Annotated in this window: 22 protein-coding genes, 1 tRNA gene and 1 pseudogene; 11 read left to right on the forward strand and 13 right to left on the reverse strand. The window is 69.9% G+C overall.

The features are described 5' to 3' along the window. Positions 1 to 82 precede the first annotated feature (82 nt). From ACIBF8_RS13125 to ACIBF8_RS13135, 3 genes are all read right to left on the reverse strand, one after another. Positions 83 to 307, reverse strand: coding sequence for a heavy-metal-associated domain-containing protein (locus ACIBF8_RS13125; protein WP_396782899.1), 225 nt, complete (start codon positions 305 to 307; stop codon positions 83 to 85). Further along, entirely contained in the window at positions 304 to 993 is a 690-nt protein-coding gene (locus ACIBF8_RS13130; RefSeq protein WP_396782900.1) for a hypothetical protein, read from the reverse strand. Before ACIBF8_RS13130 ends, ACIBF8_RS13125 begins: the two co-directional genes overlap by 4 nt. Before the next feature lie 146 nt (positions 994 to 1139). Continuing rightward, a complete protein-coding gene (locus tag ACIBF8_RS13135) occupies positions 1140 to 1703 on the reverse strand; it encodes a dihydrofolate reductase family protein (RefSeq protein WP_396782901.1) in 564 nt (187 codons plus the stop codon). 300 nt (positions 1704 to 2003) lie between these two features. Between ACIBF8_RS13135 and ACIBF8_RS13140 the strand changes: the two genes are divergently transcribed. Next, complete coding sequence (locus tag ACIBF8_RS13140) at positions 2004 to 2894, forward strand: DUF1963 domain-containing protein (protein ID WP_396782902.1); 891 nt, start codon at positions 2004 to 2006, stop codon at positions 2892 to 2894. 717 nt (positions 2895 to 3611) lie between these two features. On the opposite strand, the gene ACIBF8_RS13145 is transcribed toward ACIBF8_RS13140, so the two are convergent. Next, entirely contained in the window at positions 3612 to 4094 is a 483-nt protein-coding gene (locus ACIBF8_RS13145; RefSeq protein ID WP_396782903.1) for a hypothetical protein, read from the reverse strand. Between the two features lie 93 nt (positions 4095 to 4187). Here ACIBF8_RS13145 and ACIBF8_RS13150 point away from each other — a divergent pair, with 93 nt between their 5' ends. Further along, complete coding sequence (locus ACIBF8_RS13150; protein ID WP_396782904.1) at positions 4188 to 4415, forward strand: hypothetical protein; 228 nt, start codon at positions 4188 to 4190, stop codon at positions 4413 to 4415. 118 nt (positions 4416 to 4533) lie between these two features. Here the strand turns inward: ACIBF8_RS13150 and ACIBF8_RS13155 are convergent, their stop codons facing one another. Further along, positions 4534 to 4872 (reverse strand): hypothetical protein, encoded by a 339-nt coding sequence (locus ACIBF8_RS13155; protein ID WP_396782905.1) that lies wholly within the window; start codon positions 4870 to 4872, stop codon positions 4534 to 4536. Between the two features lie 38 nt (positions 4873 to 4910). Here ACIBF8_RS13155 and ACIBF8_RS13160 point away from each other — a divergent pair, with 38 nt between their 5' ends. The 4 genes and pseudogenes from ACIBF8_RS13160 to ACIBF8_RS13175 all read left to right on the forward strand — a co-directional run. Further along, a complete protein-coding gene (locus ACIBF8_RS13160; RefSeq protein ID WP_396783117.1) occupies positions 4911 to 5681 on the forward strand; it encodes a transposase in 771 nt (256 codons plus the stop codon). Next, positions 5576 to 6043: a hypothetical protein gene (locus tag ACIBF8_RS13165; protein WP_396783140.1), complete on the forward strand. Its 468-nt coding sequence runs from the start codon at positions 5576 to 5578 to the stop codon at positions 6041 to 6043. The genes ACIBF8_RS13160 and ACIBF8_RS13165 overlap by 106 nt, the downstream gene beginning before the upstream one ends. Before the next feature lie 101 nt (positions 6044 to 6144). Continuing rightward, positions 6145 to 6522 carry a hypothetical protein gene (locus ACIBF8_RS13170; RefSeq protein WP_396782907.1) on the forward strand — a complete coding sequence of 126 codons (378 nt, stop codon included), beginning with the start codon at positions 6145 to 6147 and terminating at the stop codon, positions 6520 to 6522. A 156-nt stretch (positions 6523 to 6678) separates the two neighbouring features. Next, a pseudogene (locus ACIBF8_RS13175) lies at positions 6679 to 7269 on the forward strand (site-specific integrase); the annotation flags it as partial. A 65-nt stretch (positions 7270 to 7334) separates the two neighbouring features. Here ACIBF8_RS13175 and ACIBF8_RS13180 read toward each other — a convergent pair. The 5 genes from ACIBF8_RS13180 to ACIBF8_RS13200 all read right to left on the reverse strand — a co-directional run bounded on the left by ACIBF8_RS13180 (position 7335) and on the right by ACIBF8_RS13200 (position 11529). Then, a tRNA-Val gene (locus ACIBF8_RS13180) sits at positions 7335 to 7406 on the reverse strand. A gap of 77 nt (positions 7407 to 7483) precedes the next feature. Further along, positions 7484 to 7948, reverse strand: a complete 465-nt coding sequence (locus tag ACIBF8_RS13185) for a peroxiredoxin (protein ID WP_396782908.1) — start codon at positions 7946 to 7948, stop codon at positions 7484 to 7486. An 88-nt stretch (positions 7949 to 8036) separates the two neighbouring features. Continuing rightward, on the reverse strand, positions 8037 to 8474 hold the full coding sequence (locus ACIBF8_RS13190) for a DUF3052 domain-containing protein (protein WP_030330240.1): 438 nt from the start codon (positions 8472 to 8474) through the stop codon (positions 8037 to 8039). A gap of 112 nt (positions 8475 to 8586) precedes the next feature. Further along, a complete protein-coding gene (locus ACIBF8_RS13195; RefSeq protein WP_396782909.1) occupies positions 8587 to 11073 on the reverse strand; it encodes a thiamine pyrophosphate-dependent enzyme in 2487 nt (828 codons plus the stop codon). A gap of 51 nt (positions 11074 to 11124) precedes the next feature. Then, a complete protein-coding gene (locus ACIBF8_RS13200) occupies positions 11125 to 11529 on the reverse strand; it encodes a MarR family winged helix-turn-helix transcriptional regulator (protein WP_396783119.1) in 405 nt (134 codons plus the stop codon). Between the two features lie 272 nt (positions 11530 to 11801). On the opposite strand from ACIBF8_RS13200, the gene ACIBF8_RS13205 reads away from it, so the two are divergent. Beyond that, on the forward strand, positions 11802 to 13448 hold the full coding sequence (locus ACIBF8_RS13205) for an alkaline phosphatase D family protein (RefSeq protein WP_396782910.1): 1647 nt from the start codon (positions 11802 to 11804) through the stop codon (positions 13446 to 13448). A gap of 108 nt (positions 13449 to 13556) precedes the next feature. Here the strand turns inward: ACIBF8_RS13205 and ACIBF8_RS13210 are convergent, their stop codons facing one another. Both ACIBF8_RS13210 and ACIBF8_RS13215 read right to left on the reverse strand, forming a co-directional pair. Beyond that, on the reverse strand, positions 13557 to 13961 hold the full coding sequence (locus tag ACIBF8_RS13210) for a YjbQ family protein (RefSeq protein WP_396782911.1): 405 nt from the start codon (positions 13959 to 13961) through the stop codon (positions 13557 to 13559). A 27-nt stretch (positions 13962 to 13988) separates the two neighbouring features. Next, positions 13989 to 14270 carry a hypothetical protein gene (locus ACIBF8_RS13215; protein ID WP_396782912.1) on the reverse strand — a complete coding sequence of 94 codons (282 nt, stop codon included), beginning with the start codon at positions 14268 to 14270 and terminating at the stop codon, positions 13989 to 13991. A 178-nt stretch (positions 14271 to 14448) separates the two neighbouring features. Here ACIBF8_RS13215 and aceE point away from each other — a divergent pair, with 178 nt between their 5' ends. Then, positions 14449 to 17187: a pyruvate dehydrogenase (acetyl-transferring), homodimeric type gene (aceE, locus tag ACIBF8_RS13220; RefSeq protein ID WP_396782913.1), complete on the forward strand. Its 2739-nt coding sequence runs from the start codon at positions 14449 to 14451 to the stop codon at positions 17185 to 17187. Positions 17188 to 17320: 133 nt separating this feature from the next. Here the strand turns inward: aceE and ACIBF8_RS13225 are convergent, their stop codons facing one another. Beyond that, positions 17321 to 17767 carry an SRPBCC family protein gene (locus tag ACIBF8_RS13225; RefSeq protein WP_396782915.1) on the reverse strand — a complete coding sequence of 149 codons (447 nt, stop codon included), beginning with the start codon at positions 17765 to 17767 and terminating at the stop codon, positions 17321 to 17323. Positions 17768 to 17955: 188 nt separating this feature from the next. Between ACIBF8_RS13225 and ACIBF8_RS13230 the strand changes: the two genes are divergently transcribed. The 3 genes from ACIBF8_RS13230 to gltX are packed head-to-tail and all read left to right on the forward strand — an operon-like array spanning position 17956 to position 22039. After that, the gene (locus ACIBF8_RS13230; protein WP_396782917.1) at positions 17956 to 19305 is read left to right on the forward strand and encodes a GH1 family beta-glucosidase; all 1350 of its coding nucleotides are present in this window, start codon (positions 17956 to 17958) and stop codon (positions 19303 to 19305) included. Then, on the forward strand, positions 19302 to 20579 hold the full coding sequence (locus tag ACIBF8_RS13235; protein WP_396782919.1) for an MFS transporter: 1278 nt from the start codon (positions 19302 to 19304) through the stop codon (positions 20577 to 20579). Before ACIBF8_RS13230 ends, ACIBF8_RS13235 begins: the two co-directional genes overlap by 4 nt. A gap of 50 nt (positions 20580 to 20629) precedes the next feature. Beyond that, positions 20630 to 22039: a glutamate--tRNA ligase gene (gltX, locus tag ACIBF8_RS13240; RefSeq protein WP_396782921.1), complete on the forward strand. Its 1410-nt coding sequence runs from the start codon at positions 20630 to 20632 to the stop codon at positions 22037 to 22039. Positions 22040 to 22135: the final 96 nt, after the last annotated feature.

The raw sequence follows: 22135 nt of genomic DNA on the forward strand, positions 1-22135 counted from the left end.
ATCGAGTGATGAGAAATAGGCGCCAGGAGCGTTCCTCGCCTACTTCTCATCACTTGATCACTCCGGGCCTTTCCCAGGGCGGTTAGCCGACCGGGGCCGGTCCATCCCGCAGCTCGTAGCCGGCTTCCTCGATCGCGGCGCGCACCTCGGCGATGTCGAGGGGTCGATCGCTGGTCACCGTGACGGTGTCGCGTTCGAGGTCCACTGCGACGGCGGAGACACCGGGAATCCGTTCGACCTCCTTGGTGACGAAGCCCGCACAGCGCCCGCAGGCCATACCGACCACGCGATAGCTGCTGACGGTCATGTCGGGAGCTGCCGCTTGTCGGGCGCCTCTGGTGGCGAGGGCTGCGGGCCGAGGTCGGCCAGGGCAGCACCGCCGGCCAGGGCGGCACCGCCGGCCAGGGCGGCACCGCCGGCCAGGGCGGCACCGCCGGCCAGGGCGGCACCGCCGGCCTTGGCGGGGACGGACCGGGTGAGCATGTCCGCCCGGCGCATCCGCCCGTCGTCGGCGAACTGGCCGAAGAAGTGGACGTCCACACTGCCCTCCCGCTTGTGGGTCTGGAAGTGCAGTGTGTAGCGGGCGGCGATTCGGTCCCCGTCCGCTATCGCCCCATACACCTCCCACCGGGCGCCGGTTTGGTGCTTCCGCGCTGGGCGGGAGTGCGCGATGAGCTTGGTGCGGTCCATCAGGTTGCCATCGGCGAACTGCACAATGTCGGGCGTGTGGTACCGGTCGACGACCACTGCCGGATCTTCGTAGGTCGACGCCGGCCGGATGTCACCGGCCGAGGCCGCCGAAGCGCTGCGTACCGTCCTGATCAGGATGCTCCGCCCCGGAGCATGATCTTGTGCAAGCACCAGGTCAGGAAGGAACCTCGTCCTGCGCGGCGTCCAATCGGTCGGCTCGACGCTGAAGTCCCCGGTGATGGCATCCCAGTCGGGGCCGAAGGCGTCAAGATCGGCAGCCGCCCAGTGCATCGACGTACGCACTGGCGACTCTCTCGCTGTACCCCGACCGGCGAGCAACCGGGCCAACTCAAGCAGCGACATGCACTCCGGTGAGAAGGGCTGCGCGTCCGGCGACCCACCCCAATCACGCCACGCCACCGCAGCTCAGATCGGGGTGGTAACCCTGGTCAGTGACCGAGCGGGCGGTAACGGAGGTGAACGACGCCGTTGTGGAATCGGCGCTCGCCGAGGAGCGCGAAGTCGGTCCGCATCCCAGTAGGCAGCCCCGGCTTGCCGCCCCCGACGGCCGTCGGCCAGACGAACAACTGGCACTCGTCGACCAACCCAGCCCGCATGGCCTGCGCCGCCAGGTTGGCGCCTCCAATGGTGATATCACTGCCGGCGGTGGCCTTCAGCTGGCGTACGGCGGCGGGGTCGAAACGGCGCTCCAAGCTGGTGGCGGCCGTTGACACCGCGGTGAGAGTGGTGGAGTAGACAACCTTGGTCGCCGCCTGCCAGGCACTCGCGAAGTCAGCCGTGAGGTCGGACTGCGCGGCCAGGGCAGCGTCGGTTTCCCAGACAGCCATCATTTCGTACAGGCGCCGCCCGTACAGGAAGGTACCCACCGACCGCAGGAGGTTGGTGGTGAACGTGAATACCTCGTCGTCGCGCGGGAACCAGGCGAAGACGCCGCTTTCGTCCTCGATATAGCCGTCGAGCGACACATTGGTCACGTAGATCAGCTTTGCCATGCCTCTACCTTCCGGTGCACGTAGGACCTGATGGGGATGCCACCCTCGCCGGCCAGCCGGTTGAGTATCCCGCCGGTTTCGGATCGGGCAGGCGTCTCCGCCTCCCGCCCGTTCTACGAACGACTCGGCCCAGATCCGACACCGGCCGGAGAGAAAGTTCCACGGGATCGTCGGCTGCTCGGCGCACGCCAGCAGCGTCCGCTTCTGCGGCTGACCGGCAGAGTGCGTCCTCGTCCGCGCCCTCGGCAGTCCCTTACGATCTTGCCCTCTGGTCGTGTCGTCGTGGCACCATGTTGCGCTATGGATCATCAGGGGCAGTTCCGTCGTGCAGCGCTCGCGTTGGGCATCCCGGACGACGAGGTCGGCCGGTTCATCCAGCACCTGCGTTTGTCGATCCGGTTGAGCGGGGGATCCGGCGGTGTTCCGGTCGGGCAGTTCGGTGGGTTGCCCCGGCTGCCGGTGGGCATGGACTGGCCGTCCGACGGGGCCGGTCCGTTGCCGTTCATCTTTTCGGTCGACTGTGCGGCGCTGCCAAGAGTCGACGGCTTCGGCCTGCCGGCAGACGGCTCGCTGCTGTTCTTCCTGAACCACGAGCAGGCCGCTGCCACCGGGGAGCGGAGGTACGGGCGAGTCGTGTATGTGCCGGCCGGTACCGATACCGAGGTGGCGAAGGGATCCACCGACGACGCGCTCGTCGGCGAGCAGTACGACGTCGGCGCCACGCTGCGCGCGGAGTTCCCCGATTGGTTCGGGGCGGACGACGAGGACGAGGAGGACGAGGACGAGGACGACCTGTCGCCCTTCCAGCAGCAGTTGGCCCGTGACCTCGAGCGTGACCTGCCGCACCTGGACGAACTCCGCGCCCTGGCCAACGATCTGTGGCCGCCGCACGACGGGTACGTCAGCGCTTATATCGGCGGCTATGCCGACGAGGAGGTGATCGGGAGTCTTGCGGAGCAGACCCTCGCGTGGCGCGAGAAGATCGGCGAGATCGTCATCCCGGTCGCGAAGTGGTATTCCCATGTGGAGAAGGAGACGCACCGGCTGAGGAGTGACTGGGTGTCGCTCGCCCGCTTTCCCGTAGACAACGAGCTCTATTACCGGAGTGCCGGGAGTTTCGTGATCCGTCACGACGACCTGGCCGCTGGTCGGCTGGACGAGGCACTTTCCGTAGCTGAGTTGACCCCATAGAACACCGGGGCGGTTTCGGCAGATGGTGAAGGGTGGGCGCGGCAGGTTTCGAACCTGCGACCCCTCGCTTGTAAGTTCTGGGCGCTCTGTCCGGCGACGTCTCCCACGTACGCGGCCTCGGGCGAGAGTTCACGCTCGCCTGCCGGTGACTGTCCTCGTCCCGGCTGGTTGCTGTCACCGTTGCTGTCGACAGCACAGGGCGGCTCAGCGCGGGAACGACTGTCAGCTTGGGAATCGTCTTGATCTGCACCGTGAGTGGCTGAATGACCAGGACCGCCGCCACGGAGCGTCGGTGGGCGGCCCCTTCGGTGCACCTCCTCGGACCGATGTTGACCGCTGCATCGGGCACGGATCAGGCACGCCTTCGATCCTCTGGCTCGCGTGCAGCGGGCGTCGGTAGAGTTGGGTGCTCCCTTCAACAGGTGCGACCGGGGCACCCGAGGCGTGAGCCGAACCGGTGGGAGTAAGAGGCGGCGTGGGGAGACCGCAGCGTGGCACGCGACCGGTGCCCTGAGTAGACGCCACCGGACCCGGCGCCCTTCCCCGTGTGCCCCCGCAGACTCCTTGACCCCCAGGCAACCAACACGGGGCTTTGGCCTGCCGTTTCACGGGCGTTGAACTGCTGGAACCGTCCATCAGCATCCCTGTCCGTCCGCTGGCGTCCGTCCCGGTCGTTACTCAGTTAGTCACCCCCGGGCGAGTTGCAGGGTCCTTGCATCAGTCGTCCTCGGTGACTGTGAAGGGTGCGTAGCCCTCCTTCACCTCCGTCACGTCAAGGTCGCTGAAGATGAGAGTGATGGCGTGAGCGTTCATCTTGAAGCGGACCTCATGAAAGGGAATGCCGATCTTGTCAGCCCACGACCGGGCACGCTCGGAGTCTGCCACCACCTCCGCACCTGGGTAGAGCGGCTGCCAGCGCACCGCCCACACAAAGCCGTCCAGGTCCGGACCGATCTCCCGGTCGGTCAGTCGCTCGTCGAGCGAGCAACGCCAGGTCTCGGGACTCACCGCCGTTTGCACCTCGGCTACGACGCAGTACTTGAAGAGGTAGCGGAGGTGGACGGGTGGGATGCCGGTACGCGGGTCTGCGGTGACGTAGACGATGACTTCGTAATCGCGGATGTAGTCGGTGTACCCGTGATGCACGATCGCGCCGTCAAAGATGTCATCCAACGCCTGGCTGAGCTGCGCGATCTCCATGCCCCGTTCTACCACCCGTCGGAACATTGCCCTGGCGGGGACGGTCGAGCACTGTCAGCTTGGGAATCACGTTGATTCACACCCTGAGTAGCCATGCCTGCTAGTAGAGGAGCACGGGGTGTTCGGGGTGAGGAGCATCAGCTTCTCGGCTGGCACCTCGATCGTCGGGTCCTGAAGTTCCTTCACCACACCGGAGCCGAGCTGGACGTGGACGTGGACGTGGACGTGGACGTGGACGTGGACGTGGACGTGGACGAGTATGGATATGAGCGAGGTGCGGCCAGCGTACTTCGGTGTGAAGGAATGATCGGCCGTCGTTGAGCTGTGCAAGCAGGCCGGGCGAGCTGCGGCAAGGATCCACCAGCGTCCGTGGGCGTCCGGTCGTGGTCACCTCCGTCGTCACCCAATTGGTCACCCAGCACCGTGTCTCTGACTCACGTTAGTCCGCCACTGGCCAGCCTCGGCGTTGCAGCTCGTCAACCACTTTGCCAGCACGAAGCGCCCAGAAGATGACCGCCCCGTTGTGGCCCTTTCGCACCAGCCTGACGCCGTCGGCCAGCACGGGGACACGACCGAATCGGGAGGTCGATACCAGGTTTGCGCGGGTGATACGGAACTCTCCGAACAGGGACGAGACTATGAGGTAGCTCGTTCCCACGCGGAGCCGAGCGAACGGCCACGTGGCGTACTTGTTGCTTCTGTAACCCAGTCCCCACGACCGCACCTCAGAGTCGACGTAGGCGACGCCCCCGCGCGTGCTGAACTCCTTGTCAATCACCTGTCGATCATCCGTGACGCTCGCAACATCCGAGCGTGATGGATGCGACCCACCCCACCATCCTCACTGTCTGCCGCCGACCCGCCCTCCGGGGAGCGGGCCGCTGCCCGGTCCGCCACGTCAAGACGGCCTTGACGCACGTTCGGACGCTGGCGGGCCGGGCGGTGGTCTGCTCGGCTCGCCCAGGTCGTCGGCCGGCGGGATGGCCTTGCGCAACCACCCACGGACCGCAACGCGCGCACGGAACCCCAGCCGAGATCGACGACCTCGACAGCCACCTGGCCGCCCTCGTCACCGCCGCCGCCCCGGATCTGATCGCGCTGCCTGGCGTCGGAGTCGACACCGCTGGCCAACTCCTCGTCACCGCCGGCGACAACCCTCACCGCCTGCACTCCGAAGGGGCTTTCGCCCGGCTCTGCGGCGTTGCCCCCATTCCGGCCAGCTCCGGACGCACCGACCGCCACCGCCTACACCGCGGCGGCGACCGCGACGCCAACCGCGCCCTCTGGCGCATCACCCTCGTCCGCATGCGCTGCCACCAACCCACCAAGGACTACGTCACCCGCCGCACCAGAGGGCAAGACCAAGACCGAGATCATGCGCTGCCTGAAGCGTTACATCGCCCGAGACGCCTACCGGCTGCTCGCACCTGCTCCCCCAGATTGAGAGTGCCTGAAGCCCCAGCAAGGGCCATCATGTCCAGGTGCACGATGTGGCCTGGGATGATGTCGCAGATTGGTTCGAGCCCGACGGCTCGTTGCTGGACGCCTACGTCCTCGACGCCAATGAGACCGACTGGCAGCAGGTGATCGACCTCGTGCGATCCCAGGGATGGCGGTTCGACTACACGGTTGAAGGGCAGTCCCGGCCACTACCGCAGCAGGCCGCCGACATTTTCGCTCTCCGCCGCTCCGAGGCGACTGTCACCATGCACATCTGGCCAGGGTCCAACATGCTGGTCAACACGCACTTCTTCAGTGATGACGAGGTCGAGTTCGACTTCGACCGCACGGAGCTACAGGGCCAGCACCAGCTGGATGTCCTCTGCCGCTTCATGCGCAGCCTTGGACACCAGCTCGGGAAGCCGGTGCGCCTGACGCCGGAGAACGGTCCGGAGCATCCCCTACTCATCTACTCACCCACGGAGGATCGCTTCACCCCAACCGCTTGACGGAAATAGGAGCGTCCACTTCGCCGACATCGCCGGCAGCTCGGTGCTCGGTGTCGTACTCCGGTTGACCCATGACAGTTCGACTCCACATGATGGGTGACATGATCAGTTGGCGTCGTCGCCTGCCGAACCCCAGTGTCTCGGCCGTGCAACGCGACATGTGTCGACGCTTCGCGGTCGAGCCAGCGCCGCCGGAACAGCAAACGATGGTCGGCCTCGCACTGTCGCGCCCACGCCACCTGGAACCGCTTAACGCCCTGCGGCACCCGATCGCAGCCAACAGCAACGGGTGGTTCGTGTGGCGCGGCCCCGCGATCCCCCAGGAAGACGACAACTTCTTCGCACCCTTGCATGTTGAGCACCTCGACGAGCACGCCCCAGAGCTTGGGCCGTACCTCGCACTCCCACCAGGTTGGGGCGTGGTACTCGCACCCGGCTACGAGGACGTCTGGTACGACGAGACTCTTCTCGACATCTGACCTCGGTGCGGCGGTGACAGGCCGGCAGGTAGGTCAGCCCTAGCCGATCATGTAACGAATCATCCGGCACGATTCCGTCACGCATCAACTGGAGCCCGACATCGCCAGCAGCTCGGCCGGCCGCGCTACAAGGTCGGTAAGGGCCTCTCGGTCGACCAGGTGCGCAAGCTCATCGCGGCTACGGAGGGACACCGCCTGCATGCGCTCTACGTCGTGGCGGCGACCCTCGGGCTCCGGCGTGGCGAACTGCTCGGGCTCCGCTGGTCGGATCTTGACCTGGACAACGGGACGGCCACCATCGGGCAGACAGTCCAGCGGGCCGGCGGAAAGCTGCGCCTACAGGACACCAAGACCGAGGACTCTGACAGCGTTCTTCCGCTGCCAGAATGAACCTGACTGGCTCTGCTCGACCACCAAGAGCACCAGCAGCGGGAACGGGAGCGGCTGGCCGAGGTCTGGCAGGATCAGGGCTTGGTCTTCCCCTCCGAGGTTGGTACCCCGATCGAGCCACGCAACCTCAATCGCCACTTCGCGGCGCTGCGGGTTAAAGCCGGTTGTCCTGACGTACGGCTGCACGATCTGCGGCATACCGTCGTCTCGCTGCTGTTGGAGCTGGGCGTCCCGCCGCACGTGGTCCAGGCCATCGCCCGGCACGCCGACGTGAAGCTCACTCTCAAGGTCTACTCGCATGCCAACCTCGACGCGATGCGTCAGGCGCTCGGCAAGCTCGACGGACGGCTCTCGTAGACGCCGGTGCTGTCACCGCCCCGGGGAGTGATCTTCTCGGGGCGGGTTCGGCAGATGGTGAAGGGTGGGCGCGGCAGGTTTCGAACCTGCGACCCCTCGCTTGTAAGGCGAGTGCTCTCCCACTGAGCTACGCGCCCGGATCGCCCGTGCGGCGGGCCGGAGGCTGGCAAGCTTACCTTGCTCGCCGCCGGCCCGGGCGCACGGCGTACCCCGGTCAGACGGTCGCTTCGGCGATGGCCTTGCGCCAGCCCTGCTGGTCGCGGGCCTCGCCCGGGCCGTTCATCTCGGCGAAGCGCACCACACCGGTCTTGTCGATGACGAAGGTGCCCCGGTTGGCGAAGCCAGCCACGTCGTTGAAGACCCCGTACGCCTGGGCGACGGCGCCGTGCGGCCAGAAGTCAGCCAGCATGGGGAACTGGTAGCCCTCGCGGTCGGCCCAGACCTTGTGGCTGTAGGCCGAGTCGACGCTGACGGTCAGCACCTGGACGTCGTCGTTCACGTACTCGTCGAGGTTGTCTCGCACCTCGCTCAGCTCGCCCTGGCAGGTGCCGGTGAAGGCGAGCGGGTAGAAGACCAGCAGCACGGTCCGCCTGCCCCGGAAGTCCGAGAGTCGGACCTCCTGGTTGTTCTGATCCTTCAGCACGAAGTCCGGAGCCTCGGCACCAACCTCGATGGGCATGCGAACTCTCCTCGGGTCGAGTCGGGGGTGACGGCACCGACCTGCCACCCGGCGGGGGCGGACCGCCGGGCGAGCGAAGCGGCGCTGGCTACTTCTTGGCCTTGGCCCCTCGGCGCAGCACCAGGCGTGCGCCGCTCCAGTCCCGGCCGGCGTTGACGGTCGAGGTCTGCTGAAGGCCGGCGGTGGGCGCGGACTCCGCGACCTCGCTCGGCTCGACGTGCCCCTCACGCCCCGCCTTCGGGGTGAGCAACCACACGACCCCGTTGTCGGCCAGCGGGCCGAGGGCGTCGACGAGCAGCTCGAAGAGGTCACCGTCGCCGTCGCGGTACCAGACCAGCACCGCGTCGACCACCTCATCGGTGTCCTCGTCGACCAGATCTCCACAGCGGTCGGTCAGGGCGTCTCGGAGATCCTGGTCGACGTCGTCGTCGTACCCCATCTCCATGACGACCATCCCCGGTTCGATTCCGAACCGGTCCGCCAGGCTGCGTACCCCGTCGGCGGCCTGACCAGCGGTCGCGCTCACTGTCGCGTGCCTCCTCATCTCGTCCCTGCTCGCGGCGTCGGTGCGACGCCGTCAGGCAAAGTCCACACAGTTGTGGGTCCGCGCGCAAGTGGCGCACCGGGTGGAACGGAATTTACCGTGCCAGCAGCGTACGGGCACCGTCGGTAATGGCTTCCGTGGAGACCAGAACCTGGCGTGCTGCCGGACCTAATGGTACAAACGAGTCAACTCCCGCCACTCGTCGCGCGGCACCGACATATCCGGCGTCGACCAGCGCGGCGATCACGCCCTCGCCGACCCCGCCGGAGCGGCGCGTCTCGTCCACGACCAGCACGCGGCCGGTCGCCGAGGACTCCCGGATGATGTCGGCCACCGGCAGTGGGGCCAGCCAGCGCAGGTCCACGACCCGGGTGCCCACCCCCTCCTCGGCGAGGACGGCCGCGGCCCGCAGCGACATCCGCACCCCGTTACCGAAGGTGATGATGGTGAGGTCGTCCGCCGAGCCGACCCGGTAGACCCGGGCCCGCCCGATCGGCACGTGCCCGGCCACCCAGTCGCCCGGCTCCGGGTAGCCGGCCAGCCACTCCCCGTCACCCTCCGCGTACAGATCGCGAGTGTGGTAGAGCGCGATCGGCTCCAGGAACACGCAGACGCTGCCGTCCACCGCCGCGCTCGCCAGGCAGGTCCGCAGCATGGGCGCGGCGTCGTCTGGCCGCGCCGGCACCGCGATCACCAGACCAGGCACATCCCGGAGTACGGCCACCGAGTTGTCGTTGTGGAAGTGCCCGCCGAACCCCTCCTGGTACGCCAGCCCCGCCACCCGCACCACCATCGGGTTGCGGAACGCCCCCTGCGAGAAGAAGCGCATGGTGGCCGCCTCACCGCGCAGTTGGTCCTCGGCGTTGTGCAGGTACGCGAGGTACTGGATCTCCGGCACCGGCAGCATCCCGGCCAACCCCGCACCGAGGCCCAGCCCGAGCACCGACGTCTCGTCGAGCAGGGTGTCGAAGACCCGGGCCGCCCCGAACCGGTCGCGCAGCCCCTTCGTCACCCCGTACACGCCGCCCTTGGCGGCCACGTCCTCCCCGAAGATCGCCATCTGCGGGTGGTCGAGCATCCCGTCGGCGAGCGCGGCGTTGATGCTCTGCGCCAGGGTCATCGGCCCGGCCAGCTCCGGCGGTTTGCCGCCGAACGCCTCCGCCCGGGCAGCGGCGCCCGGCCCGCTGGCCCGCGCCGCGGCGTCGGCCACCGCCCGCGCCACCCGCACCGGACGGCGGGGCGCCAGCGCCGACACCACGTCGGCCGCGGAGGCCAGCTTCGGCTCGCCCAGGACCTCCTCGGCCAGCCGGCGTACCTGCCAACCGGTCTCGTCGTACCGGGCCAGCAACTCCTCGCCGGTCGCCACCCCAGCGTCGGCCAGCAGCCGCGCGGTGGCGGCCACCGGGTCGCGCGCCAGGTCCTCGGCCAGCTCGGCCGGGCTCCGGTACGCCGACTCCGCGTCCGCCCCGGCGTGCCCCATCAGCCGGACGGTGCGCAGGTGCAGTACGGCCGGCCGCCGGGTGCGGCGCACCCAGGCCGCGGCCTCCGCCGCCGCCGCGTACGTCTGCACCGGGTCGGCCCCGTCCGCGCTGAAGTAGCGGATGCCCGGCTTGGCCCGCAGGGTCGCCTCGACCCAGCCCTCCGGGGAGCGGACGCTGATGCCCAGCCCGTTGTCCTCGCAGACGAAGAGCACCGGGATCCGCAGCCCGGCGTGGTCGTACCAGCCGGCGGTGTTGAAGGCGGCGGTGGCGCTGGCGTGGTTGACCGAGGCGTCACCGAAGGAGCAGACGACGATCGCGTCCGGTGGCCAGGGGGCGTGTGTCGCGCCCGCGCCACTGCCGACCCGCGCCCCGGCCCCGGTACGCCGTCCGGCGGTGTCCAGCCGGCGCAGCCGCTCCACGGCCAGTCCCATCCCGACCGCGCGGGGCAGGTGCGAGGCGATGGTGGAGGTGGTCGGCACGATGGCCAGGTCGGCTCGGCCGAACACCTTGTGCCGGCCCCCGGCGATCGGCTCGAGGCTGGACGCGACCATCCCGCGCAGCACGTCCCGGGCCGCGTCCGCGTACGCCGCGAAGCCGTCGGCGGCTTCCGTGACCTGCTCGGACCCGGACGGCTCCGATCCGGACACCTCCGTGTCGGCGGCGGGCGACCGGCCGGCGGTCGGCTCGGTTTCCGGGGTCGGCTCGGTCTGGGGGGTCGACGTCGACTCGGGGGCGGTGGTCGGCGCTGGGTCGGCGGCGGCCTGGGCGGCGCGGAGGCAGTAGAAGGCGCCGGAGCGGTAGTGCAGCAACGCCGGGTCGGTGGGGCGCAGCGCGGCGGCGACCGCCGCGTTGCCCTCGTGCCCGGCCGAGCCGATGGTGTAGAAACCCTCCCCGAAGCTGCGCAACCAGCGGCCGGCCAGGTCGAGCTGCCGGCTGGTCACCTGCGCGTCGAACAGGTCCAGCACCTGCGCACCGGTCAGTGGGGCGTCGGCGGTGACCGGGTCGGCGGGGTCACGCCGCCGCTCGGCGGCGGGCAGCGCCGCCAGCGTCTCCCGGAACCGGTCGTCGAGATCTTGCGGGGTGGTCACGTCGGACAGCATTACCGACGGAAGCCCTGCTCGCCCAGTGGGACACGGCCGGCGGCGGTGGGCTCACCGCGGTCCGAAGGACTCCGGGCAGCCGCCGTCGGACACCTTCCAGACCAGGTCACGAAGGGTGCGCAGCTCCTCGTCCGTCAGGCCGGACAGCAGTCGGGAGTCGGACATCACCTCGATCACCCGGGCCCGTACGGCGCGGCCCTCCTCGGTCACCAGCAACGTCTTCTGTCGGCGGTCCGTGGGGTCGGTGCGGCGCTCGACCAGCCCGGCCTGCTCCAGCTTGTCGACCAGCACTGTCACGTTCGACCGGTCACAACCCAGCTGGCCGGCGAGGTCGCGGGCCGGCAGCGGGTGGTCCGGGTCCAACTCGTGCAGCGCTCGGGCCGCCGCCGGGGTGAGCCCCAACTCGGCGAACGCGGAGCCCTGCCGATGTCGCAGAGCGTCGGCGACGTGGGCCATGCGGCGCACCACCTCGACGGCGAGACCGGCGCGATCCACCCGTTCACCCGCCGCGGGACCCGCCTCCTGCGTCACGGCCACATCGTACGCATTGACGGGCCTCGTCGGGTCCGGCCCGGCCGGGTCACCCGCCGGACGGCGGCCCGCACGGATCGACAGCGGTCATCGGTGTTCGACTGCCGGCGACGAGCAGGGCCACTCACTGACACCTGGCGGCCATCGGGGCTCGCGAGGCTCCCGGAGTCACGAAGATCGGACTCTGGGGAGGATTCGTGTCACTGTCCCGACGTACCATCCTGCTGTCCGGCGCCGCGATCGGCGCCGCGGGCGCGGTCACCGGGTTGCCGGCGGCGGCCGGCGCGGCGGCGGGCCGGCCGCTGGCCTACCCGTTCACCCTCGGTGTGGCCTCCGGTGACCCCGACCACGACGGGTTCGTGTTGTGGACCCGCCTCGCCCCGCAGCCACTGGCCGAGGACGGCCTCGGCGGCATGCCGGACCGCGACGTGCCGGTGCACTGGGAGTTGGCCGCCGACGAGCGGTTCCGGCATGTGGTGCGCCGCGGGGTCGCGGTCGCCCGCACCCGTTCGGCGCACAGCGTGCACGTGGAGTTGACCGGCCTACTGCCCGGGCGCGAGTACTTCTACCGGTTCCGGGCCGAGCGCCACGTCTCGTCGACCGGGCGCACCCGCACCGCCCCGGCACCGTGGACCATGCCAGCGGCCCTGGCGATGGGCTTCGCCTCCTGCTCCCAGTACGAGCACGGCTACTTCACCGCCTACCGGCGGCTGGCCGAGACCGAGCCGGAGCTGATCCTGCACCTGGGCGACTACCAGTACGAGTACGCCCCGGACACGTACAACGTCCCCGGTGGCAACCCGCGTGACCACGAGGGACCGGAGACCCGGACACTGGCCAACTACCGGCAGCGGCACGCCCAGTACAAGACCGACCCCGACCTGCAGGCCGCACACGCGGTGGCGCCGTGGGCGGTGGTGTTCGACGACCACGAGGTGGAGAACAACTGGGCCGACGAGGTGCCCGAGGCGCCGGACCCGGAGTTCCCCGCGCGGCGGGCGGCGGCGTTCCAGGCGTACTACGAGAACATGCCGCTGCGGCGCACCTCGATCCCCCGCGGCATCGACATGCAGCTCTACCGGCGGGTGCGTTGGGGGCGGCTGGCCACGTTCCACCTGCTCGACACCCGGCAGTACCGCGACGACCAGGCCTGCGGCGACGGCTACCGGGACTGCGCGGCGGCATCCGACCCGGCCCGGTCGATCACCGGGGCCGAGCAGGAGGCGTGGCTGCTGGACGGCTTCCGCCGCTCGGACGCCCAGTGGGACATCCTGGGCCAGCAGGTCTTCTTCGCGCAACGGGACAACAACTCCGGCCCGCTCACCGTCACCAGCATGGACGCCTGGGACGGCTACGTCGCCTCTCGGGACCGCATCACCCGGGGTTGGCTGGCCGCCGGGGTACGCAACCCGGTGGTGCTGACCGGCGACGTGCACGCGCACTGGGCCAGCGATCTCAAGCTGGACTACGCCGACCCGACCTCGCGCACCGTCGGCACCGAACTGGTCTGCTCCTCGATCACCTCGACCGGTGACGGCGCGGACTCGGCGTCCGGCTCGCATCCGTGGTTCGCGTTCAACCCGCACCTGCGCTTCCAGAACAACCTGCGGGGGTACGTGCGCACCACGATCACCCCGGGGCAGCTCACCGCCGATTTCGACGTGCTGCCGTACGTCAGCCGGCCGGGCGCGCCCGCGTACACCCGGGCCTCGTTCGTGATCGAGGACCGGGTGCCCGGCCTGCACCAGACGGCGGACAACCCGATCCCGTCAGCGGTCCGCAGCGCCGCACCGTCCGCCGACCCCGGTCAGCAGACCGTCGACCAGGAGACCGTCCGCCCGTAACCCGCCCGACGCGTCACGATCCGCGCCGGCGCCACCAGCACTCCCGCCGAGGCGGCAGTTTGGGGACGCCGCGTGGATCGTGACGCGGGACGGCGCCGGGGCGGGCCGTCAGCCGGGGAGGAAGGAGAACCGCACCTGGCGGGTCGGGTTGTCGCCGTTGGTGTCGACGAGGCAGATCGACTGCCAGGTGCCGAGCGCCAGCCGGCCGCCGAGCACCGGGAGCGTGGCGTACGGCGGGATGAACGCCGGCAGCACGTGGTCGCGGCCGTGCCCGCGCGAGCCGTGCCGGTGCCGCCAGCGGTCGTCGGTGGGCAGCAGCGCGTCGATGGCGGTGAGCAGGTCGTCGTCGGAGCCGGAGCCGGTCTCGATGATCGCCAGGCCAGCGGTCGCGTGCGGCACGAAGACGTGCAGTAGGCCGTCGCCCTCGCTGGCGACGAACGCCTGGGCCTCCGCGGTGATGTCCCGGACGGTCGGCCTCGACCCGGTCTGGACGGTGATCACATCGCTGCGCATACGTCGCATTCTGCCGCAGCCCGCGGCTCAGGAGAGGTCGCCGCCGAAGTCGCCGCCGCCGTCGTGCTCGCCGGCCGGCGCCGTCGGGTGGTACCCGCCCGCCGCGTCCCGCTCCGGCCGATGTCGCTGACCGGCCGCGCGGGCCGCGTCCCGCAGCAGGGCCGCGCCGAGCACCGCGAGCAGGAACCCGAAGGCCACCAGTCCGACCATCGCCAGGTCGCCGGCGGCGGCCGCGATCACCCCGGTCACGAGCACCGCCGTTCCCAGGACGAGCATGCTCGCGGCGACCGCGACATGGCCCCTGTTCATGGTTGTGACGGTAGAAGTCGCGGGCAAACCGCTCAGGATTCCCGCGGCCGTCGCGCTAAGTTACCGGCGAGTACCTGTGTTCAGCATCGCGTCGGGGGGACCTAGACGTGACGAGGGGTGCCACCAGGGGGCAGGATGGCGCTAGAGACCTATCCCACACACAACCGAGGGAACGCCTGTGGCTACGGAACGCAAGCGCCCGGTGATCAGCGACGGCCTACCGAGCCAGCTTCCGGACATCGACCCTGAAGAGACCAGCGAATGGGTCGAGTCGCTTGACGGTGTCATCGACGAGCGCGGTGCCAAGCGCGCCCGCTACGTCATGCTGCGCCTGCTGGAGCGGGCCCGTGAGCGCCAGGTCGGGGTTCCGCCCCTGACCACCACCGATTACATCAACACCATCCCGTCCGAGCGCGAGCCCTGGTTCCCAGGTGACGAGCACGTCGAGCGGCGGATCCGGGCGTACGTCCGGTGGAACGCCGCCATGCTGGTGCACCGGGCGCAGCGCCCGGAGATCGGTGTCGGCGGGCACATCTCCACCTTCGCCAGCTCGGCGTCGCTCTACGAGGTGGGCTTCAACCACTTCTTCCGGGGCAAGAACCACCCGGGCGGCGGCGACCATATCTTCTACCAGGGCCATGCCTCCCCCGGCATGTACGCGCGGGCGTTCCTGGAGGGGCGACTCAGCGAGCACCAGCTCGACGGCTTCCGCCAGGAGCTGTCTCACCCCGGCGGTGGGCTGCCCTCGTACCCGCACCCTCGGCTGATGCCGGACTTCTGGGAGTTCCCCACCGTCTCGATGGGCCTCGGCGGGCTGAACGCGATCTACCAGGCCCGGTTCAACCGGTACCTGCAGCACCGCGGCATCAAGGACACCTCGCAGCAGCACGTCTGGGCGTTCCTCGGCGACGGCGAGATGGACGAGCCGGAGACGCTCGGCGCCATCGGTGTGGCCGCCCGCGAGGAGCTGGACAACCTCACCTTCGTGATCAACTGCAACCTGCAGCGGCTGGACGGCCCGGTCCGGGGCAACGGCAAGGTCATGCAGGAGTTGGAGGCGTTCTTCCGGGGTGCCGGCTGGAACGTGATCAAGGTCGTCTGGGGCCGCGAGTGGGACCCGCTGCTCGCCGCGGACACCGACGGCGCGCTGGTCAACCTCATGAACACCACGACCGACGGCGACTACCAGACCTACAAGGCCGAGTCGGGCGCGTACGTGCGCGAGCACTTCTTCGGCCGGGACGCCCGGACCCGCAAGATGGTCGAGCCGCTCAGCGACGACGAGATCTGGAACCTCAAGCGGGGTGGGCACGACTACCGCAAGCTCTACGCGGCTTACAAGGCGGCCACCGAGCACACCGGTCAGCCCACCGTCATCCTGGCGAAGACGATCAAGGGCTGGACCCTCGGCTCGCACTTCGAGGGCCGCAACGCGACCCACCAGATGAAGAAGCTGACGCTGGAGGATCTGAAGACCTTCCGCGACCGGCTCTACCTGGACATCCCGGACAAGGCGCTGGAGGACAACCCCTACCTGCCGCCGTACTACCACCCGGGCGAGAAGTCCGAGGAGCTGGCGTACCTCAAGGAGCGGCGTGAGCAGCTCGGCGGCTACCTGCCGTCCCGGCGGACCAGCACCAAGCGGCTGACCATCCCCGGCCCGGAGCGGTTCGCCGACGTCAAGCGCGGCTCGGGCAAGCAGAAGGTGGCCACCACCATGGCCTTCGTCCGCCTGCTCAAGGACATCATGAAGGACAAGGAGTTCGGCAAGCGCTGGGTGCCGATCATCCCGGACGAGGCCCGCACCTTCGGCCTCGACTCGATCTTCCCGACCGCGAAGATCTACTCGCCGCACGGGCAGCGCTACACCTCGGTCGACCGGGAGCTGTTCCTGTCGTACAAGGAGTCGACCACCGGGCAGATCCTGCACGAGGGGATCAACGAGGCCGGTTCGGTGGCCTCGTTCACCGCTGCCGGCTCGGCGTACGCCACCCACGACGAGCCGATGATCCCGATGTACATCTTCTACTCGATGTTCGGGTTCCAGCGGACCGCCGACGGGTTGTGGGCCGCGGCCGACCAGATGGCGCGGGGCTTCCTGCTGGGCGCGACCGCGGGGCGGACCACGCTCAACGGTGAGGGCCTCCAGCACGAGGACGGGCACTCGCTGCTGCTCGCCGCCACCAACCCGGCCGTTGTCGCGTACGACCCGGCGTTCTCGTTCGAGATCGCGCACATCATGGAGCACGGCCTGCACCGGATGTACGGAGACGCGCAGGAGAACGTCTTCTACTACCTGACGGTCTACAACGAGCCGATCCTCCAGCCGGCCGAGCCGGCCGGGGTGGACGTGGAGGGCCTGCTCAAGGGCATCTACCGCTACTCGCCGGCACCGCAGGTCGACGGCCCGAAGGCCAACGTGCTGGCCTCCGGCACCGGCATGCAGTGGGCGCTCAAGGCCCAGCAGCTGCTCGCCCAGGACTGGGGGGTGGCCGCCGACGTCTGGTCGGTGACCTCGTGGACCGAGCTGCGCCGCGACGCGGTGGAGACCGAGGAGTACAACCTGCTCAACCCGGGCGCCGAGGCGAAGGTTCCGTACATCCAGCAGAAGTTGGCCGACGCGGACGGGCCGAAGGTCGCGGTCAGCGACTGGATGCGCGCGGTGCCGGATCTGATCGCCCGCTGGGTGCCCGGCGACTACACGTCGCTCGGCACCGACGGCTTCGGCATGTCGGACACCCGGCACGCGCTGCGGCGGCACTTCCACGTCGACGCCGAGTCGATCGTGGTCGCCACGCTGCGGCAGCTCGCCCGCAGCGGCGCGGTCGCGGCCACCGTGCCGGCCGAGGCCGCCAAGAAGTACGCGATCGACGACGTCAACGCCGCCCCGGTCGGTGAGACCGGCGGCGACAGCTGATTTCGCACCACTGAGGAGGGCCCGGCGCATCCGCGCCGGGCCCTTTCGGTGTACGGAGCGGCGGTGGTCCCGGGGCCCTGGCTGGGACCAGGACCACCGCCGTCGCGGGTGACGCCGGGAGGATGGGCGCTCGTCAGCCGACGGCGGCCAGGTCGGTGAGCCGGGCCAGCGAGTCCTCCAGGTCGGCGCCAACCCGACGCAATCCGAGGCGCAGCAGGGCGGCCTTGACCGGACCGGCCGGCCAGCGGACCACGATGAGCCGCACGATGGTCCCGCCCTCGTCCTCGTCTCCGGTGAGTTGGACGTAGATCTCGGTGCGCGCCTCCGCACGAGCACCGGCGCCCCTGGCCCGTTCCCGCCAGCCGATCAGCGTCGGCTCCTGGTAGGCGATCACCTCGGCCTCATGCGCCGAGCCGCGCCCCGCCTGGACCAACTGTCGCCGCCCGAAGCCCTCTCCCGAGAGCACTTCGGCCGCGCGGACCCCGGCCAGCCAGGCCGGCAACTGCTCGGCCCGCTGCACGACATCCCAGACCACTTCAATTGGCGCCGCCACGTGCGCACTGCGTTCCACGAGGATCATTTCCGTCTTTCCTCCGGTGAGGACATCCCACGATATCGGCACTCTATGCGCTAAATCGGACTTACCTGGACGGGTTCGGAAAAAGACACGCCGATCAACCATTGCGGATTGCGCCAGCGCGGCCTATGGCGCATTCATCGAGAGCGCCCTAAAGTCCCGAACACGTTTCACGTTGATCGGGAGGGCGCATGTCGACCGCACCGATGCCCCAGTTCCCCACCGGCTTCCACTGGGGCGTCTCCACCTCGGCGCACCAGATCGAGGGCGCCACCGCCGCCGACGGGCGCGGTCCGTCCATCTGGGACACCTTCGCGCACTCCCCCGGGCGGATCAGCGACGGCAGCACCGCCGCGGTGGCCTGCGACCACTACCACCGGCACACCGAGGACGTCGCGCTGCTGGCCGGGCTCGGCGTCTCCGACTACCGGTTCTCCATCGCCTGGCCCCGGATCCAGCCCACCGGCGCCGGCCCGGCCAACGCGGCCGGCCTGGACCTCTACGACCGCCTGGTGGACGAGTTGTTGGCCGCCGGAGTCGACCCGGTGGCCACTCTCTACCACTGGGACCTGCCGCAACCCCTGGAAGACGCCGGCGGTTGGCTGCACCGCGACACCGCCGCCCGGTTCGCCGAGTACGCCGACCTGACCGCCGCCCGGCTCGGCGACCGGGTCCGGCTCTGGATCACCCTCAACGAGCCGTTCATCCACATGAGCCTCGGCTACGGGATGGGCGTGCACGCCCCCGGCCGGACGCTGTTGTTCGACGCCTTTCCGGTGGCCCACCACCAGCTGCTCGGACACGGGCTCGCGGTCAGCGCGCTGCGGGCCCGCACCGCCAGCCCGGTGGCCATCGCCAACAACTACTCGCCCGTGCGGGTGCTCGGCGACCGCGACGCCGACCGGGCCGCCGGGGCGGCCTACGAGGCGCTGCACAACCGGCTCTTCACCGACCCGCTGCTCGGCCGCGGCTACCCGGAGCTGCCCGGCCTCGACCCGAGCGTCATCCACCCCGGCGACCTCGACACGATCGCCGCGCCGATCGACGTGCTCGGGGTCAACTACTACAACCCCACCGGGGTACGGGCCGGCGAGCAGGACTCGCCGTTGCCGTTCGACCTGGTTGCGCTGGACGGCTACCCGCGAACCGCCTTCGACTGGCCGGTGGCCCCCGACGGGCTGCGCGAACTGCTCGGCTGGCTGCGCGACACGTACGGCGACGCGCTTCCGCCCATCGAGATCACCGAGAGCGGCTGCGCGTACGACGACGAGCCGGGAGCGGACGGGCAGGTGGTCGACCCGGAGCGGATCGCGTACCTCGACGGGCACCTGCGAGCGGTCCGGGCCGCCATCGACGACGGCGTGGACGTCCGCGGATACTTCGTCTGGTCGCTGCTCGACAACTGGGAGTGGGCCGAGGGGTTCACCAAGCGTTTCGGTCTGGTGCACGTCGACTACGCCACCCAGGCCCGTACCCCGAAATCGTCGTACACCTGGTTGCGAGACGTGATCGCGGCCAGCCGGCCGGGGTCGGGGCGGTGACCACCCTCGACCCGACGCCGGCGTCGCTGCCGGCGGCGCTCGCCGAGCCGACGGTGCCGGTGCGGCGCGGCTGGATCGGTCTGATCTTCGCCGCCAACCTCGGCGTCTGGATGGCGTTCTTCACGCCCATCCAGGTGCTGCTGCCGCAGCAGATCGAGCAGATCGCGCCCGGCGACAAGGAGAACATGCTGGCCGTGGTGACCGGCCTCGGTGCGCTGGCGGCGGTGCTGGCCAACCCCCTCGCGGGCGCGCTCTCCGACCGGACCTGCCTGCGGGTGGCCGGCCGGGAGTTCGGTCGACGGCACGTCTGGACCGCCGGTGGGGCCCTGCTCGGCGCGGCGGCCCTGGTGCTGCTGGCCCAGCAACGGACCATCCTCGGGGTCGCGCTCGGCTGGGTCGCCGCGCAGGTCTGCTTCAACGCGATGCTGGCCAGCCTCACCGCCGCCATCCCGGACCGGGTCCCGGTGCGGCAGCGCGGCGGGGTCTCGGGTTGGGTGGGCATCCCGCAGGCGCTCGGGCTGGTGCTCGGCGCGGTGCTGGTCACCGCCGTGGTCACCGGCAACGCCGCGGGCTACCTGGCCATCGCCGTGGCCATCCTGCTGCTGTCGCTGCCGTTCGCCCTGCTCACGCCCGACGAACCGCTGCCGCGTACGCATCGGCCGGCGCTCCGGACGCGGGCGCTGCTGGCCTCGATGTGGATCAACCCCCGCCGACACCCGGATTTCGCCTGGGCCTGGATCACCCGGTTCCTGGTCCAGCTCGGCAACGCGCTGGGCACCCTCTACCTGCTGTACTTCCTCAGCGACGGGGTGCGCCACCCCGACCCCGAGGGCGGCCTGCTGGTGCTGATCCTGCTCTACACGCTCGGGATGATGTTGACCGCGGTGGTCGCCGGCCGCATGTCCGACCGCTCCGGCCGCCGCAAGATCTACGTGATCGCCGCTGGGTTGATCATGGCGGTGGCGGCGCTGCTGCTCGCCGTCGCGCCGGTCTGGCCGATGGCCATCGTCGCGGCGTTGCTGCTCGGCGCCGGCTACGGCGTCTACCTCTCGGTGGACGCCGCCTTGATCACGCAGGTGCTGCCCCGGGCCACCGACCGGGCCAAGGACCTGGGCATCATCAACATCGCCAACTCGGCGCCGCAGGTGCTCGGCCCCGCGCTCTCCGCCCCGCTCGTGGTGTACCTGGGCGGCTATCCCACGCTCTACGCGGTCACCGCCGTGGTCACCCTGGTCGGCAGCGCACTGGTCGTCAAGATTCGCTCAGTTCCGTGACCAGGGGCCCGTGGCCTAATCCGGTCGACCGTCGCCGTAGGCTGGGGGACGTGACAGTACGTGTGCGCTTCGCCCCCTCCCCGACCGGTATGTTCCACGTCGGCGGCGCCCGCTCGGCGCTGCAAAACTGGATCTACGCCAAGCAGCAGGGCGGTGTGTTCGTGCTGCGCATCGAGGACACCGACGCGGCGCGTAACAAGCCCGAATGGACCGAGGGGATCCTCTCCGCGCTGGACTGGATCGGCATCTCCCGGGGCAGCTACGAGGGCCCGTACTTCCAGTCGGAGAACGCCGGCGAGCACCGGGCCGCCGCCGCCCGCCTGTACGAGTCCGGCCGCGCCTACTACTGCGACTGCACCCGCGAGGACGTGCAGGCCCGCACCGGCTCGCAGTACCAGGGCTACGACGGCTACCACCGCGACCGTGGCCTCGGCCCGGGCCCGGGGCACGCGCTGCGCTTCCGTACGCCGGACGAGGGCACGACCGTGGTGGTCGACCTGATCCGTGGCGAGCCCACCTTCGAGAACAAGCTCATCGAGGACTTCGTCATCGCCCGGGGCGACGGTTCGCCGGTCTTCCTGCTGGCCAACGTCGTCGACGACATGACCATGGGGATCACCCACGTGATCCGGGCCGAGGAGCACCTGCCCAACACCCCCAAGCAGCAGCTGCTGTGGGACGCCCTCGGGGTCAAACCGCCGGTCTGGGCGCACGTGCCGGTGGTGGTCAACGAGAAGCGGCAGAAGCTCTCCAAGCGCCGGGACAAGGTCGCCCTGGAGGCGTACCGCGAGGAGGGCTACCTCGCCGGGGCGATGCGCAACTACCTCATGCTGCTCGGCTGGGCGCCCTCCGGCGACCGGGAGATCGTTCCCTGGTCGGTGATCGAGGACGAGTTCCGGCTGGAGGAGGTCAACCCCTCCCCGGCGTTCTTCGACGAGAAGAAGCTGCGCGCCTTCAACGGCGAGTACATTCGCGCGCTGCCGGTGGCCGAGTTCATCGACGCCTGCCAGCCGTGGCTGACCGGCACCGAGACCATCGCGCCGCCACCGTGGCAGCCGGAGGAGTTCGACGCGGAGGCGTTCGCCGCCGTGGCGCCGCTGGCCCAGACGCGGATCGCGTTGCTCAGCGAGATCGTGCCGAACGTCGACTTCCTCTTCCTGGCCTCGCCGCTGATCGACGAGGCGGCCTGGACCAAGACGATGAAGGACGGCTCCGCCGAGCTGTTGGACGACGCCGTCGCGGCGTTCGAGGCGCTGGAGTCCTGGGATGCCGAGTCGCTGAAGTCGACGCTGGAGGCGGTCGGTGCCGAGCGGGGCCTCAAGCTCGGCAAGACGCAGGCGCCGGTACGCGTCGCGGTCACCGGCCGCACCGTGGGCCTGCCGCTGTTCGAGTCGCTGGAGGTGCTCGGCCGCGAGCGCACCCTGACCCGGATCCGCGCCGCCCGCCTGCGCCTGGTCTGACGGCCCGCCCTCCCCACCCCACCCCCCACCCCGCGCCGATCTTGCAGTTTCGGTTGTCGACATGAGTTGAATACCCCTTATGTCGGGACAGAAAGT

The organism is Micromonospora sp. NPDC050276 (genome assembly GCF_044459545.1).
Classification (GTDB): domain Bacteria; phylum Actinomycetota; class Actinomycetes; order Mycobacteriales; family Micromonosporaceae; genus Micromonospora.